This is a genomic window from Deinococcus deserti VCD115 (assembly GCF_000020685.1).
GTDB lineage: Bacteria > Deinococcota > Deinococci > Deinococcales > Deinococcaceae > Deinococcus > Deinococcus deserti.
In genome coordinates this window covers 301,466-317,329 of record NC_012528.1, presented here as the reverse complement: position 1 = coordinate 317,329, position 15,864 = coordinate 301,466, and the positions used below count along the sequence as shown (strand labels likewise).

Annotated in this window: 11 protein-coding genes; 4 read left to right on the top strand and 7 right to left on the bottom strand. The window is 59.2% G+C overall.

Annotated elements, in window-relative coordinates:
- Positions 1-2: 2 nt before the first annotated feature.
- Both DEIDE_RS17470 and DEIDE_RS17465 read left to right on the top strand, forming a co-directional pair.
- A complete protein-coding gene (locus DEIDE_RS17470; protein WP_012695058.1) occupies positions 3-1,298 on the top strand; it encodes a D-arabinono-1,4-lactone oxidase in 1,296 nt (431 codons plus the stop codon).
- Complete coding sequence (locus DEIDE_RS17465) at positions 1,295-1,690, top strand: sensory rhodopsin transducer (RefSeq protein ID WP_012695057.1); 396 nt, start codon at positions 1,295-1,297, stop codon at positions 1,688-1,690. The genes DEIDE_RS17470 and DEIDE_RS17465 overlap by 4 nt, the downstream gene beginning before the upstream one ends.
- Positions 1,691-2,205: 515 nt before the next feature.
- Here the strand turns inward: DEIDE_RS17465 and DEIDE_RS17460 are convergent.
- From DEIDE_RS17460 to DEIDE_RS17430, 6 genes are all read right to left on the bottom strand, one after another.
- Complete coding sequence (locus tag DEIDE_RS17460; RefSeq protein WP_012695056.1) at positions 2,206-3,792, bottom strand: ABC transporter substrate-binding protein; 1,587 nt, start codon at positions 3,790-3,792, stop codon at positions 2,206-2,208.
- 339 nt (positions 3,793-4,131) lie between these two features.
- On the bottom strand, positions 4,132-5,310 hold the full coding sequence (locus DEIDE_RS17455; RefSeq protein WP_012695055.1) for a M20 family metallopeptidase: 1,179 nt from the start codon (positions 5,308-5,310) through the stop codon (positions 4,132-4,134).
- A gap of 534 nt (positions 5,311-5,844) precedes the next feature.
- A complete protein-coding gene (locus tag DEIDE_RS17445) occupies positions 5,845-6,729 on the bottom strand; it encodes an ABC transporter permease (protein ID WP_012695054.1) in 885 nt (294 codons plus the stop codon).
- Positions 6,726-7,670, bottom strand: coding sequence for an ABC transporter permease (locus tag DEIDE_RS17440; protein WP_012695053.1), 945 nt, complete (start codon positions 7,668-7,670; stop codon positions 6,726-6,728). The genes DEIDE_RS17445 and DEIDE_RS17440 overlap by 4 nt, the downstream gene beginning before the upstream one ends.
- Positions 7,671-7,683: 13 nt before the next feature.
- The gene (locus DEIDE_RS17435) at positions 7,684-9,195 is read right to left on the bottom strand and encodes an ABC transporter substrate-binding protein (RefSeq protein WP_012695052.1); all 1,512 of its coding nucleotides are present in this window, start codon (positions 9,193-9,195) and stop codon (positions 7,684-7,686) included.
- 122 nt (positions 9,196-9,317) lie between these two features.
- The gene (locus DEIDE_RS17430) at positions 9,318-10,064 is read right to left on the bottom strand and encodes a DUF1028 domain-containing protein (RefSeq protein ID WP_012695051.1); all 747 of its coding nucleotides are present in this window, start codon (positions 10,062-10,064) and stop codon (positions 9,318-9,320) included.
- Between the two features lie 279 nt (positions 10,065-10,343).
- Between DEIDE_RS17430 and DEIDE_RS17425 the strand changes: the two genes are divergently transcribed.
- Entirely contained in the window at positions 10,344-11,285 is a 942-nt protein-coding gene (locus DEIDE_RS17425) for a MurR/RpiR family transcriptional regulator (protein WP_012695050.1), read from the top strand.
- 180 nt (positions 11,286-11,465) lie between these two features.
- Complete coding sequence (locus DEIDE_RS18275) at positions 11,466-14,300, top strand: PAS domain S-box protein (protein WP_012695049.1); 2,835 nt, start codon at positions 11,466-11,468, stop codon at positions 14,298-14,300.
- A 559-nt stretch (positions 14,301-14,859) separates the two neighbouring features.
- Here DEIDE_RS18275 and DEIDE_RS17405 read toward each other — a convergent pair.
- Positions 14,860-15,765, bottom strand: coding sequence for a delta(1)-pyrroline-2-carboxylate reductase family protein (locus tag DEIDE_RS17405; RefSeq protein WP_012695047.1), 906 nt, complete (start codon positions 15,763-15,765; stop codon positions 14,860-14,862).
- Between the last annotated feature and the right edge of the window lie 99 nt (positions 15,766-15,864).

The window sequence follows — 15,864 nt, the reverse complement described above, 5'->3', positions numbered from 1 at the left end:
CCATGTCCCATTTGCATCCGGATTGCCCTCCCTTCACATTTCTCAACTGGTCCGGTAGCCTCCGTTTTACTGCGGATGAACTGGCGCGGCCCCGCTCGGAGGAGGAACTGGCATCCCTGGTACGCAGCAGCGCAGCGGCTGGCGCAACCGTCAGGGTGTGCGGACACGGTCACTCGTCCGTCCCTTTAATGCAGACGAAACAGCAACTTATCTCTCTGGAGTATCTGCGTGGCCTCATCGACCACAACGGCGACGAGCAAACAGCTACCGTCTGGGCTGGAACGCCTTTGCGTGAGGTCGGGGAAGCGCTTTACCAGGCGGGATTGGCCCTGCACAACTATGGAGACGTAGCCACCCAGTACATTGCTGGAGCGTTCGGGACCGGCACCAAGGGAACGGGACGGCGCCTGCGCGACCTGTCGAGTGCTCTGATCCAGGTGCGTTTCGTTACCGCGTCCGGGGAAGTGCAGGAATGGAATGAAAACGAACATCCCGACCAACTGCGTGCGGCCCGCGTCTCCCTGGGCACGCTCGGGATCTTCACTCAGCTCAAGCTTCGCGTTCTTCCCACCTATGACCTGCATCGGCAGGAGTTCTGCACAACCACTGCCCTGTGCCTGGAACATCTGGATGAACTGATCGAACATAACCGCAACTTCGATTTCTACTGGTATCCCCGCAGTGACGCCGTCAAACTGCGGCTGCTCAACGAGCCTGGAAAGGAACAAGGAGCGCTGCCGTATGCTCGCCTGGTGAAAGAGGAAACCTCGCCAAGCTGGCAGGCGCTTCCCCGCAACCGGACCCTGAAGTTTGACGAGATGGAGTACGCCGTGCCTCTGGAAGCTGGCCCTGCTTGTTTCCTGGAGGTCCGGGACCGAATTCTGGAGCGTCATCGGCAGCATGTTGGCTGGCGGGTGCTGTACCGCACCGTCGAGCAAGACGATTCCTGGCTCGGGAACGCCTCAGGACGTGCCTCCGTGACCATCTCCCTGCATCAGAATGCTGGACTCGCCTACTGGCCTTTTTTCAAGGACATCGAGTCGATCTTCCGCGCTTACGGAGGGCGCCCGCACTGGGGGAAGAAGCATACGCTGGGCGGCACCCAACTGCGAGACCTCTATCCCCACTGGGATGACTTTCAGCTCCTGCGGGGCAGGATGGACCCGCAGGGCATGTTTCTGAATGACTACCTGCGTGCCTTGTTGGGAGAGCAGGAGAGCAGTGAAGGCGCCGTCCGTGTCCACGAGGTGCCTCTGCACGAGATAAGCCCAAAGGCAGCTCCTGAGGAGCGGGCATGAAGTCCTATGGTCACAGGATCTGGTGCGTGCCGGCCGGACACATACCCTTGAGGAGCACAGGCGAGGAGCCGCGATACACCAGTTATGACCAGTTGTGCATCCTGAATACTGGTGACCAGGACGCGCAACTCAAGCTGAGTATCTTCTATGCCGACCGCGATCCGGAAGGACCTTATCTGCTGTGCGTGGCCAGCCGACGTGTCCGGCATGTACGTGTGAATGACCTGATCGACCCCCGCGCCATCCCCCTGGATGTGGAATACGCCTGCCTGGTTGAATCGGAAGTACCTGTCGTGGTGCAGTTTGTCCGGCAGGACACCAGTGCCGGCGCGCAGGCTCTCATGACGAGCATGGCTTACCCCCTCCATGACCCAGGTGACCATCAGGAGTAGCTGCACCAGACCTTCTGCCGCTCAGCTGCCCCGGCAGGTGCTGGCCCGGAGCTGACTTGTGATGACCTGGATAAAGTTCAAGCAGACAGTTGCGTATCAGGAACGCAGGTGACTCAGGGGTCACGGCCACCCATGCTGCAACTTGTACCAGAGCCGCCCGTAGCTGTGGGCCGCGTTCAGATCGCAGGGAGGCACGAACGTTCAGGTGCTCTATTGAACCGTCACATAGCCCTCCTGCTTACCAGCGGGAGGGCTATGTGACGGTTCATGGCTTGGTTGCGGATCCAGAAGAGCAGTTGAAACAGCCCAGCACTGCCCACTTCATCCGGGAATGATCGTGCCGCCAACGAGCAGATCGCTGACGGTCACGATGTCGCCTGGTTGACGACGCAGATCATGCAGATCGTTCTGATGGTAAATGGTACGAGGCTGAGGTTAAGAACTTGGGAGCGCAGCCCTTCCCGGAGGTGAGCGTCTTCTACGTTGCCGGTAACAGTCCTTTGGTCAGTCGCGCCTTACTTTTTTCCGCTGATGGTGATGTCTTCAAACGGCGTGATGACCGACGGGCTGGGGACCCAGCCTTTGACGTACGTGCGCGCTGCAGCGAGCGGACGGGAGTGGACGATCGGAATGCGGACGTTGGCATCATAGGAGATTTCGTGAATCTGAGAGTACGCTTTGGCCTGTGCAGAGCGGCTGCTGGTGGCGACAGCGGTCCTCAACAGTTGGAAAAGTTTGGGGTTACCGTAGTTGCTGTCTGCCGAAGCTTCCTCGCCGTAATAGACGTTGTAGAAGTTGTACGGGCTGGCATAGGGTCCCGTCCAGCCGATCATGTACATGTCGAAGCCAGGTTTCTTGTTGCGGTCTTCCAGGTACTTGGCCCAGTCCTCGGTCTTCAGAGTCGCCTTGATGCCGATGGCTCCCAGGTCTGCGGCCATCGCTTCGGCAATCGGTTTCGGTGTCGGGAAGTACGGGCGGCTGACGGGCATGTACCACAGGTCGATCGAGAAGCCGTTCGGGTAACCGGCTTCGGCCAGCAGCTTCTTGGCAGCGGCCGGATCGAATTTGTAGTCGGCCGGTACCTTCTTGCTGTTGGCCCAACCAAGCGCAGGCGGCAGAAAGCTGGCGTCCGAAACTCCCAGGTCACCCCAGAAGGCTTCCACGATGGCTTTCTTGTTGATCGCCATGCTGATGGCCTGCCGTACCTTGTCATTTTTCAGGTGCTGGTTCCCGAGGTTCAGGCTGAGGAAACCCACGTTGAAGCCGGGAATGATGACCGGGTTGAGGTTCTTGTCGGCCTTCACGACGTTGAGCTGATCAGGGTTGAGATCGGTGGTGAAGTCGATGGTTCCGGCTTTGAGCTCGTTCAGTCGGACGCTTGGGTCCTTCAGGAAGCGCAGGAGAAGCTGGTCGTAGCTGGCTTTCTTGCCCCAGTGTCCCTTGTTGGGCACCAGTGTGATGCGGTCGCCTGTCTTCCACGACTGCATGATGAACGGCCCGGTGCCCACGGGCAGGGCGGCAGGAGTGCCATACCGGGCCCCAGCCTTCTTGACGGCGTCCGGGCTGGCGATTCCGAAGAAGGGGGTGGCGAGGGCTTCGGGGAAGGGTGCAAAGGAGCGGTTCAACGTAAAGACGACTTTGTTCGGCCCGTCAGCACGCACACTCTTCAACAGGCTGTTCTGCTCGCCCTTGAAGCCCCCAAAGATAAACGTCCATGAGGTGAAGGTCTTGCTGTGTTCCTTCGCGCCAGCGTCTGCCGCCTGATCCCACCAGCGGTTCACGTTGAACACCACGGCATTCGCATTAAAGGGCGTGCCGTCGGAGAACTTCACGTTTGGGCGCAAGGTGAAGGTCCACTCGCTGGCGTCCTTGTTGGCCTTCCAGCTGGTCGCCAGTCCCGGCGTGATGGTTGTTGTCCCTTTCTTGAACCGGACCAGCATGTCGTACACAAGGGCCTGCGCCAGTGAAGAGTTACCGTCGGTGATGGTCCCGGAATCGAGAGAGACAGGCTCGCCGCCAGCGCCAAAGACCAGGGTGCTGGCGCTGGCGGTGCCGGAGATCAGGGCGAGGGTCAATCCAGTGCATAACAGCTTCTTGATCATAGTGGTCTCCAGATGGAAGAGGGATTAGGGTGCAACGTAGTCAGGACGGACACGAACACAGGATTGGATAAAAGTGCATGAGAGGAAGCCGAATCTGGAGGCGGACACCGACGTGAGATTCCTCTTCGTGCGATTGTGACGAGGGTTTACCACCCAGGCACTGGTGTGGCGTAATCCAGGTCTGAATCCGACTGCATAATTAAGCGGCCCACTCAGAATAGCGCAAGTGCGCCGCACCAACAGTTACCGAAGTGGAGGCAGCCACAGCTTGAGCGTGACTCACTGCGACTCCCGGCAGGGATGACCATCCTGAGTTGGTGCACAAGATGGTCATCCCTGTCAGGCACCGGCAGACAGACGCCGGGCTGCTCCGACAAGCACCTTCACTCCGATGGCAAGGGCGTCTTCGTCAATCGCGAAATTAGGATGGTGATGCGGAGCGGTAATGCCTGCTTCTTCATTCCGGGCACCGATAAAGATGAATGCGCCGGGCGCACGGCTGAGGTAAGCGCTGAAGTCTTCTCCTCCCATCGTCGGTTGTGCTTCAACCAGGGCTTGTGCTCCTACCGTTTCCTGAACCACTTCCCGGAGAACCTCGGTCACTGCGGGGTCGTTGATGGTTGCGCGGTACCCCTGCTCATACCTGAATTCGTATGTAGCGCCAAACGCTTCCGTGATTCCTCGCACAAGTCGCTCCATCAGCTGTGGGATCTGCTCTCTCAGGGCCGGGTCGAACGTTCTGACCGTTCCTGTAAGGACAGCTGTGTTCGGAATGACGTTGTGGGCAGTCCCTGCATGAATGGTCGTCACGCTGACGACAGCGGGTTCCAGCGGATCACGCTGGCGTGAAACAATGGATTGCATGGCCGTCACAACGTGACATGCGATCACGATGGGATCAATGGTTTCTTGCGGCATGGCACCATGGCCACCTTTTCCAACGACGGTCACTTCGAAGGTGTCTGGAGCAGCCATCAGCGGTCCTGACTTTAAGGCCACGAGCCCGACAGGAATCGGGGAGAACAGGTGGGTGCCTACCGCGACATCGACCCCATCCATGACGCCTGCGTCTACCACCTGCTGCCCGCCACCGGGGAACAGTTCTTCTGCGTGCTGAAAGATGAAGCGGATTTCCCCGCGCAGCTGCTCTTGCTGTTCTGAAAGCACCTGCGCGGCGCCCAGGAGCATCGCGGTGTGGCCGTCGTGCCCGCAGGCGTGCATCACGCCATCGTTCCGCGAAGCAAAGTCAAAGTCAGTGTTTTCCTGAATAGGAAGCGCGTCCATATCGGCCCGGAGCAGCACGGTGCGGCCTGTTCCACCCTGGCCGCGCAGCACGGCCAACACACTCGTTGGGGTTGGACGGGTGATACTCAATCCCTTCATCTTCCGTAATTGTGCTTCCACATAGTTGGCTGTCTCGTGTTCCTGAAAAGACAGTTCGGGATGTTGGTGCAGGTGACGGCGCCAGGCAATAACCTGGGCATCTAGCGCGGACTGGGCTTCTTTTACGGTGGTCATGTTTAGTCCTTATCGGTCTGAGCTGACACGGCGGGCGCAATGGCTCATGGCTCTGCAGGTAGCCTTTCACTGCACCGCTATAGAGAGTGCAGTGTTCTATGCAGACAACCACTATTGCCGACTTTGAATTGAGTTATTCAGAAGTCTAACACATGACTATTCTTATTCAAGAGGTGCGGAGGACAAAGGAATCGACTAGTCTGCTTCTTCCCCAGGTGGGCGGGGCTGTAGGGAAAAACAGGTTCATTTTGCTGTCGACCATGACGTCCACCGACACAGTGAATTTGTCCCCAGGCCAGCAAGACTGGTATGTCAGACAACCGACAATGGAGCAGCCGGGCTGACTGGTGGACAGCCCGGCAGCATGCAGCAGAGTAGATGCTCGGTTCGTTTCAGACGGTTGTGCTGCTCTACCTCATGAACCGTGTCCTGGATAACGTGGGCTGCGAAGTCCCAGCTGCTGAGTCCACCCAGAACTTGAAACGTCAGGCATGTCCGGACACGGCGATCTGTGCATTCAGGCCATGAGCAAGATCAGTTTTCTCTGTGGGACCGGGGGTCAAGAAGATCACGCAGGCCGTCACCAAGCAGATTAAAGCCCAGCACCGCCACGGTGATGGCCAGGCCAGGGAAGATCGCCAGCCAGTCCGCCATATTGAAGAAATCCCTTCCCTCGTTCAGCATCAGGCCCCAGGACGGCGCCGGGGGCTGAGCACCCAGACCGAGAAAGGACAGCGCCGCTTCCGCCAGGATGGCGAATGCCAGCGAAAGCGTGGTCTGAATGATGAGTGGTCCCTGGATGTTGGGCAGGATGTGCCGGAAAATCAGCCGCGACCGGCTGGCCCCCAAGCTGTGGCTGGCTTCGATATACAGCTGCTCCATGACGTTCAGGGCTGCTGCGCGCGTGACCCGGGCGAACGAGGGCGTATACACGATGCCGATGGCGATCATGGCGTTGGTCAGGCTGGTTCCGAACGCCGCCATGATGGCGATGACCAGCAGCAGAAACGGGAAGGCAAACAGGACGTCCATCACGCGCATGATGACGTTGTCGACCCAGCCCCGCGCGGTGACGGCAATCAGTCCCAGCAACGTTCCGAGAACCAGCGCAATGCCCACCGAGACGCTGCTCACCACGAACGACAGGCGCGTGCCATAGATGATCCGGCTCAGTTGATCGCGGCCGAACATATCGGTACCCAGCGGAAACTGGGGCGATGGCCCCTGCAGCGCGTAGTCGGTGTACTGTTCGGCCGGATCATATGGGGCGAGCCAGGGGGCCAGCAGCGCGCACAGAGCCATAATCAGCAAAATCACGGTGCCTACCATCAGTGACCGGTTCTGCAGATACTTGCGGAGGAAACGCCGCCGGTCGGAAAGACGGGGGGGTGCAGCAGGGGTGGCATTGATGGGGGTCATGAATAGCGAATCCTTGCGTCGATCACGCCGTAAAGCAGGTCCACAACAAGATTGACGACCGTGAAGGTCAGCGCGAACAGCATGACGCAGGCCTGGACCACCGGATAGTCGCGCTGGTTGATCGCCGTCACTGCGAGACTGCCGACGCCCGGCCAGCCAAAGATCGTCTCTACGAGAATGGTCCCGCTGAGCAGGAAGCCGATGTTCAGGCCAATCACGGTAATCACAGGAATCAGGGCGTTGCGCAGGGCGTGGCGGTAGAGTACGGCCCGTTCGGCAACCCCTTTGGCGCGCGCCGTGCGGACGAAATCCTGGTTGAGTACTTCCAGCATGGCGCCGCGGGTGAAGCGAGTCAGGATACCCATGACCTGAAACGCAAGCGTGATGGTTGGAAGAATCAGCAATTTGAGAAACAGCGCCGGATCTTCCGACGGTGAGGCGTACCCGGCTGGTGGCAGCCAGCCAAGTTTGAGTGCGAAAAACAAAATCAGCAGCGTACCCAACCAGAAGTCAGGCACGGAGATGCCGAGCAGGGCGGTGATGCTGATGACCTGGTCCGCAGCCCGGTTGCGCCGGACGGCAGCCAGGATGCCAAGCGGAATACTCAGTGCAGTGGCCAGAACAATGGCAGCCAGGGTGAGCTGCGCGGTGCGGCCGAACCGGGTCATCAGGTCCTGACCGATGGGCAGGCCGGAACGGATAGATTCCCCCAGGTCCCCGCGCAACAGGGCAGCCAGCCAGTCGAAGTACCCGACGATGATTGGCTGGTCCAGACGCAGGTTCCGCCTCAACTGAGCCGCGACCTCAGGGTCGGCGTTGGTGCCCAGCATCACTGCAACGACATCACCAGGAATGGTGCGGGTCAGGAAGTAAGCGATGACCGTGATTCCCAGCAAGATGGGAATCACGGACACCAGACGTTTGAAGGCAAAGACGAGCACGCGGGAAGCCAGGTTACTTCTTGAGGAAGGTGTCTTTCAGGGATTCGAGCGAGCCGGTCGAGTAGTGCACGTAGCCCTGGACATTCGGCCGGAACGCTTCGTACTGGTCGTTGATGTGCAGGAAGACGTAGCCAACCTGCTCTGCAATGCGCTGCTGCGCCTTACGGTAGATTTCCCGCCGCTTGGCCTTATCAACGGTGCGCCGGCCCTGGTCAAGCAGCTGGTCGACGGTCTTGTCTGAGAAGCCCTGAGCGTTAAACTTCTCGCCGGAGCGGAACTGGTAGTACAGGTAATCGTCGGGGTCCACCGAGCCGATCCAGCCGAGCACCACCGCGTCGAAATTTTTCTTATTGAAATCGTTCAGGAACGAGCCCCACTCCATCGGCATGACCTTGACGTTGATCTTGAGAGGTTTGAGTTGCGCCTGAATGGATTGAGCGATATTGACCTGCGACTTGTAGTCGGCCCCCACCTTGATGGTCATATCAAAACCATTCGCAAAGCCTGCCTCGCTGAGCAACTGCTTTGCCCGCGCCTGGTTGGCCACCTGGACCTTGCAGTCGGCATACGCCCAGTGCGACGGCGGAATCGGTCCGCAGTTTATTGGCGTGCCCTTGCCGAACAGAGCGGTCCGGACAATAACGTCACGGTTCAAGGCCAGCGAGATGGCCTGGCGCACCTTGAGGGTGCCAAACGGTTTCTTGGTGAGATTCAGGCCCAGATAGTCGTACCAGGTGCCGGCACCTCCGACGAGCTTGATGCTCGAGGACTTCTTGAGGGTATCGACCTGGTTCTGCGGCACGCTGAGCGCGAGGTCCACAGTGCCGGTCTGCACGTTGGTGATCCGGGTAACGTCATCCTTGAGAGCTTTGAAGATGACCTTGTCCAGATACGGTTTGCCAGCCTCCCAATAGTGGGGGTTGCGCTCCAGGGTGACGCTGTCTCCCGGCACCCAGGCGGCGTACTTGAACGGTCCTGAGCCCATCGGCTTTTTGTTGACGTCATTGGCCTCGGCATAGCCGCTGGGCATGATGCCCATCAGCGAGCCACCGACCTTCGTCAGGAACGGAGCAAAGGGCTCTTTGAGCTTGATGACAACCGTCGTGGCGTTCGGTGCAGTAATGGAGGCAATTTTTCCAAGATCGTTCTGGCGTGGAGAGGCAGTCTTGGGGTCAGTGATGCGCTTCAGCGAGTACACCACGTCCTTGGAGGTCAGCGCCTTACCATCGGAAAATTTCACGTTAGGGCGCAGGTTGAAGGTATAGGTCCGCCCGTCGGACGACACAGTCCACTTCTGCGCGATGGACGGGGCGGGCTCGCCGGTGGGCGTCACGGTAAGCAACGAGTCATAGATCTGCTCGGCCACCCAGGCGGAAGAGGCTGCAGACACCGTGTGAGGGTCCAGGCCGACAATATCTGCCTGCCCACCGACGCGGAGGGTTCCGCCCCGGGTCTGCGCGTCGCTGACACTGAGACCGCTGAGCAGGATGGTGAGAGCAAATCCGATCATACGGTTATGGCGCATAACACTCCTTGTCACTCTGTAGGAATCGCTGGGTGGATGAAGGAAAAGCTTGAACGGACTGCGCCAGGAATGATGTCGGGTGAAGCTGAAAACCGGACCAGGCCGGCACAATCACCCGGCTTTCAGGTGGTGTTGGTAGGGCTCAGTGGTGGAGCCGTTGATGCCTGTACCAGATTGCGCCTGCGCGCTTCGTCCAGGTCGAGCCGCCCGGCTGGATAAGCGCGGCTGGGAAGCAGGTCCATCAAAGGCAGCAGCTGACGCTCCACGACCCGGTAGATCCGGTCCAGTTCAGACACAGGGTCAGGGTGGTCATCTACACGCAGGTCCACAAGTGGATACTGTTCGGTACTGAACACTCTCAGCGCTGCCGACTGCTTCCCACGCTTATCTCCGCCGGCCCGTTGGCCCGCAGCCAGCGCGTGAACCAGGCGTTCAGCAAGCGGCAACGCCATGTCCTGGCAAAACGAGGCCTGCATGGCTTCAAGCGTCTCTGGGCCAGTGAGCATGTTGCCGGCGACGGCATAGTTTCGTCCGGTCAGGTGCCCATACCAGCCGTCACACTGATTCCCGGAAAAGGCTGCTGACTCGCCGTTGGCATCGACAATGGCGATCTGGCGCAGATCAAAGCCGTCGTCACGGTCACTGAGCTTTTTCAGCGTGGCCTCCGCGGAGTGACCTTGCGCCAGGTTCTCCAGCCCCCAGATGCCGAGGTACGGATTTACGAAAGATTGCGTAGCGATGGCACCAACGCCGGATTGCACGAACGGGCAGAGCATTCCTACACAGGGGATGGCCGTCGAGACCGCCACGCCAAGCTGTCCGGTGTGCTCACATCGTGCGGTGATCGAAAAGGTATTGAGCTTGATCACGGCTAACCCCTCACCCGTTCAGGCGAACGGAACTCTGCTTCACCGCAGGAAGGTCCCGGGGTGGACCGGACCATCGGTGGTGACGCATGAAGGAAGTAGAGCGGGCCGGGCGTGAGCGTGATGCACTGTTCCCCTGCTTCCATAACGAGTCTCAGAAATCTCAAGCATGCGGCTATCCACGGTAGAACTGGAGCAAGGTATCCCCCTTCTCTCGGTGCGGCGATGGATGAAACGATTCAAGTTGGCTGAACATGAATAGAATGCGTCAGGAGTCAATCGATGTCAACGTCAAGACCAGGCTTCATAAATCTGAACGGTTTTCGCCAATTTCTTCAGTCCGAGCTGCCAGAATTTTCTGGCGCCCAGAGGCGGCTCGCTCTTTACATCCTTCAACACGCCGCTGAGCTCCCTATGCTGACGACGACTGCCCTGGCGCAGGCGGCAGGCACCAGTCAGTCCACTGTGACGCGGTTTGCGTCGCGGCTGGGTTTCTCCTCTTATGCCGCCTTCACCGATGCACTCGGCAGAATGGTGCTTGACGAGTTGCACATGAACATCCCGCTGGAGCGGTTCCGGCACAGCGAAGGGAACGGCGGTCTTGCCAGCCTTATCAACCAGGAGATTCTCCACCTGCGCAGCCTGCAATCGTTGGTTGAAACCAAGGCATTTCACAGGAGTGTTGAACTGCTGACCCAATCCAGAAGTGTTCTGGTGGCTGGATGCGCAGCCAGTACTTCCCTGGCAGTCCATACGCATCTGTACCTCTCGCGCCTGCGTCCCCAGGTCCAGTGCGCGACAGAATTTAACGCTTCACTGTTCACGCAGGCTGTTCACTACAGTGCTGGCGATTGTGCGCTGCTGTTCAGCGTCCCGCGAATGACAGGGGACCTGGCCCGGATGCTCGGTCTTCTGCAGCAGCGCGACGTACAGGTCATCCTCGTCACCGATCCCTCGGGACTGATCTTTACGGAGGGCGTCACCGAGACCCTGGTGGTCCCCGTCAGCAACACCCCGACCACAGCGGTCCCAGCTTCCATGATGATGCTTGCCAGTCTGTTGATTGACGCCACAGCACTCCGGTTGCCCGAAGACAGCCTAAGGAACCTGCAGCGCTTTGAGGGGTTGGCCAAAGCCGGCAACCTTTTCGTGGCGAATGATCCCGCTGTCCGGCCTGGTTGGACAGACCCGACTCGCCATCCTGAGGAAGTGCTCAGCCACTAGGGAAACCGTCATCTGTGATGACCGCTTCGCTGCAGTGCACTGCGCCTGCCAGCAGCTGATCCACCCTCTGTAGCGCGCAGAATAGATAGGAGGTTTAAGAATCGGTAGGTATGCAATAACGACTCCTTATCTAATGGATGGTGTCTTCATTCCGGACATAAAGTCTGGAATAGTGCCTGCATGTTGATCCCTTCCTCGAATCGCTCTGGATTCGAGCCGCTGCAGGGCACACTCCTCGATGCTCTCCCGTCCCCTACCTGGATCCTAGATGGCCAGGGAACAATCATTTTTGCCAATAAGGCCTATCAAGTGCAACTTCGTCTACCAGAGATGCCCGTACTCCGCCAGCACTTCACGGAGTTCCTTGGGGCACACCAGCAGGACGCAGGTGCACACGCATGGCGTCACGCGCAGGACACACGGGCCCCCTTCGCACTTGAGCTTCAGCTGCCCCTTGAACAGGGGAACGACTGCGTCCTCGCGCAGGCTCAGTTTTCCTACCTCACCGGTTTCGATGACCAATGGCTTGTCACCCTCACGCCGCTCCAGACGGATGACGTTGAGCACCATGAGCTGCTGACGGCACTCGATCAGATAAACGAGGCCATTTCTGCGCAGCTCGACGAGGAAGGGCTTGCTCAGACCGTGACGGACGCAGCTGTCAGGCTGACCTGCGCTCAGTGCGGCGTATTCATCTACACCCTCAAGGATCAGCGGGGCGAACAGCTTCCCCAGTACTCCCTGTCGGGCGTTCCGAAAGATACTTTTGTCAACTCTCCTTTGCACCACATGGCCTCGGCGTTCGCACCAAAGGTCGACGACCGGGGCATTTTGCGCGCCGACGACATCACCCAGGACGCACGGTTCGGTCGTGCCCCCGCGTGTGAGGCGATGCCTCAGGGGTCCCTGGCAGTGCGCAGTTTTCTTGCCATTCCCGCCATTTCCCGCTCCGGTGAAGTCATTGGCCGGTTCTTTTTCAGTCATGAACGACCAGGCATCTTCAACGGACGATCAGAGCGGCTCGCTACCATCATTGCGGCACAGGCCGCCAGCGCCCTCGACAATACACAGCTGAAACAGGATGCCCGGATGAATGAGCGGCGCTTCCAGTCGCTCGTTCAAGCCAGCGCCCAGATCGTCTGGAGCTGTACTCCACACGGCGAGTTCCCAGGCGAGCAGCCATCCTGGAGCCGCTTTACCGGGCAAAACGCGGAGCAGCAGCTCGGTCGGGGCTGGCTGGATGCCATTCACCCAGACGACCGTAAGGACGTCCTGCAAGCGTGGATGCGGGCGGTAGAGACCCAGTGCCTGTACGAGGTGCAGCACCGCCTGCGCCGTCACGATGGCCAGTACCGTTTCATGCAGGCGCGCGCCACCCCTGTGCTCAGCGATAACGGTCAACTGGTCGAATGGATCGGCACGCACGAGGACGTCACTGAACGACATGAAGCGGAGATGCAGCTTCGTGAGCGTGAGGAACGTTACCGTGCCCTGGTCGAATACACCATTGCCGGCGTAACCCGGATTTCTCTGGACGGAACGTTCATCGATGTGAATCCAGCTGCGGCGGCCTTCCTGGGGTACTCCCAGGAGCAGCTTGCTGGCATGAGCGTAAAGGACGTGACGCATCCGGATGATCTGAACGACACGTTTGCTGCGTTAGGACGGGTCCTTTCCGGAGAGGTCGCAGCCACTACTCTCGAAAAACGATACGTGCGTGGTGACGGCACGATAGTCTGGTCCAATTCAGGGGTCACCGTCGTGCGCTCTGAGACCGGCGAGCCACAGTACATCATTGCGGTCATTTCAAACATCACGGAACGCAAGCTGGCGGAGGCGGAGCTTCACCGTCTGAACCTGGAGCTCGAAACGCGGGTGCGGGACCGTACCCGAGACCTGGAACAGGAGCGCCGCTTCCTGCGTGCGCTGCTTGAAAGTCTGGCCGAAGGCATCGTCGCCTGTGACGCTCACGGCCAGGTGAATCTGTTCAACGACGCCTCTACGCGGTTTTTTGGCTTGCCCGCCGCGCCGCTTCGCCCCATCGAATGGCCCGCGCACTTCGGCCTGTACCAGCTCGACGGTCTCACGCCGCTGTCCGTGGAAGAGGTGCCGTTATACCGCGCCCTTTCGGGCGAACAGGTGCGTGACCAGCCTATAGTCATCGCTCCTGAGAGAGCGCCCCGAAGGTATGTGACCGCCAGCGGCAGTGCCATTTTTGGACCTGGTGGAGAGAAGCTGGGTGCAGTCGTCGCGCTTCATGACGTGACCGCGCAGCGGGAAGCGGAGCAGGCTGTAGAACGGGTCACGCAGGATCTGAAGCGAAGCAATGCTGAACTCACGCGCTTTGCGGCCGTGGCATCCCACGACCTCAAGGCGCCCCTGCGAACCATCGGCTCCCAACTGCAACTTCTCCAGCGGCGGTACGGCGGGCAGTTGGACGAGAAAGCCGATCGGATGATTTCCTTCACCGTTGAAGCGGCCAACCGCATGGACGCATTGATTGATGACCTGCTGGCATACGCCCAGTTGGGGCAGCAGCGGAGGGTGACGGACGTCAATGCTCACCTGGTGATGCAGGATGTCCTGGCAAACCTGGACGCGACCATTCAGGCGCGCAACGCGCACGTGAGCGTCGGGCACCTTCCCTGGGTGAAAGCCGACGAGACGCTGTTTCGGCAGATCCTACAGAATCTCGTTGGGAACGCGCTGAAGTTCCAGCCGACAGGTCGTGCCCCCCGGGTCCGTGTCTCGGCCATTCAAGAAAGGGCCTTCGTTCACTTCACGGTGAAAGACAATGGAATTGGTATTGCCCCCGCCTACTTCGACCAGATTTTTGAGGTTTTCCATCGACTTCATGCTGCCAGCGTGTATCCGGGAAGTGGCCTGGGCCTGGCGATTGTCAGGAAAAGTATTGAAGAGCAGGACGGGCGAATCTGGGTCGAGTCGACGGAAGGTGAAGGAGCAGCGTTCCATTTCACCCTGCCCGCAGCGAAGGTCACCGCGCAGTTCCGGTGACGCCACTGACAGTTTCAGGACAGTGCTGATATTTTTCCGCAAACACCTGTTGGCGTTCGGCGGCTAAACACATCAGAAGAAGTGCGGAGTGTGGCAGAAGCTTATTTCTTCTGTATGGAGACTTTGTGCTTCCTTAGCTGGCCTGCAATGAGCACATCCCTCACTCAAATTCTGGGCAGATTCACCATCTTGATCTGAATGATCTGGGCCTTCTTTCTATCCAGTGTCATGATCTTGTGGTCAACAGAAGGGTTACTGTCTGTTTCTCCAGAAAAATACGATGACGTCAGCAATTTTGCTGCCCGGCTTGTGAATAATATTCACTGTTTAGAGGCCAAGGCTGATTTTGTCTTTGAAATTCTGATAGCTCTACGAACGCACTTCCCTGAGAATGGTTTGCGCGCAGCTTCTCTAAGTGGGTCTAATTTGATAGCTCACCTCTGTTCCTGGGTGCATCAATATTCGAACATTTCCCGGTTCTCGATTCAAATGCCAGACCCTGGCCGTACATCTACTTGCTCCAGCTGTGATTCTCAGCTGGAGCCAAGTCCGAGTGGCTTCAAAGAGGCCGTGCGGCGGGGGACAGACACAGTTTGGCCGCTGCTAGATCCCAAAAAGCGTGTCCGACGCTCTTAAACAGTCTCGGGCCGTGAGCGGGCGCCCCGCTCTGTACCAGCTCACGAAGCGTCAAAACGGTGTTCCAATCGACCCTGGCCTGGAGCAGATCCCCAGCTTCATGCCGCGCACCAGCAAGGTCATCTACCACGATTGTTGACCGCTCGACCAGGCTTGGTGGGATCTCCTGCATATCCGGGCGGAACGCACCGACAGCCAAGACCAGTACGTCATCACGCACCACGTCGGGAATCACCGGTGACTTGCTCGTCGTTGCTGTCACGATAACCGCAGCGTCCCGTACGACCTGCCCCAGATCCGCAGCCAGCCGGATCCGGAGTCCCCGTTCGTCACCCCACGCAACCAGAGCATTCATGCTTTCGGGGCGGACTGAACTGCACCAGATGTCGCGCGGCGGCAAGCCCTCGGTCAGGGCTTCAAGGTGAGCCTGCGCCTGTTGACCGGCCCCAATCATCAGGAGAGGCCCCTCTGGGATGCCCCACGTCCGGGCGGCAAGCAGGCTGACGGCCGCGGTGCGCAGAGCTGTGATGGCTGGCCCATCCAGCAGGGCCAGAGACGTTCCAGACCGGGCATGGAGCACAAGAACCTGTCCCTGAATCGCCGGGCGACCGGAGCGCGCATTTTCCAGGTGAACCGTGACCGTCTTGACCACAGCACACTGCTCATCCGCGACAGGCATCACCAGCATGGCGCCGCCTGAGGGCAAGGGAATCACCTGCCGGGGGGGCGCCACGGGGGGACTGTCGGAACGCAGAAGGTCCGCAATGGCCTCGGCCACCCGACCATAGGTGGTTCGTTGCCTGATCTGCCTGGCGTCAAGAATCAGCATGATGCCAGGCCGCCCATGCTGTGGATGATGGACAGGTCTGTGCCAGTAGACGGACCCTGGCCCAGGGCAGGAGCCGAAACGAAGGCTGGCAGGATCAAG

Excerpts from the sequence above, each read along its gene's own strand:
- DEIDE_RS17455 (WP_012695055.1), bottom strand. The coding sequence starts at position 5,310 with ATGACCACCGTAAAAGAAGCCCAGTCCGCGCTAGATGCCCAGGTTATT.
- DEIDE_RS17460 (WP_012695056.1), bottom strand. The coding sequence starts at position 3,792 with ATGATCAAGAAGCTGTTATGCACTGGATTGACCCTCGCCCTGATCTCC.
- DEIDE_RS17435 (WP_012695052.1), bottom strand. The coding sequence starts at position 9,195 with ATGCGCCATAACCGTATGATCGGATTTGCTCTCACCATCCTGCTCAGC.
- DEIDE_RS17465 (WP_012695057.1), top strand. The coding sequence starts at position 1,295 with ATGAAGTCCTATGGTCACAGGATCTGGTGCGTGCCGGCCGGACACATA.
- DEIDE_RS17445 (WP_012695054.1), bottom strand. The coding sequence starts at position 6,729 with ATGACCCCCATCAATGCCACCCCTGCTGCACCCCCCCGTCTTTCCGAC.
- DEIDE_RS18275 (WP_012695049.1), top strand. The coding sequence starts at position 11,466 with ATGTTGATCCCTTCCTCGAATCGCTCTGGATTCGAGCCGCTGCAGGGC.
- DEIDE_RS17470 (WP_012695058.1), top strand. The coding sequence starts at position 3 with ATGTCCCATTTGCATCCGGATTGCCCTCCCTTCACATTTCTCAACTGG.
- DEIDE_RS17405 (WP_012695047.1), bottom strand. The coding sequence starts at position 15,765 with ATGCTGATTCTTGACGCCAGGCAGATCAGGCAACGAACCACCTATGGT.
- DEIDE_RS17425 (WP_012695050.1), top strand. The coding sequence starts at position 10,344 with ATGTCAACGTCAAGACCAGGCTTCATAAATCTGAACGGTTTTCGCCAA.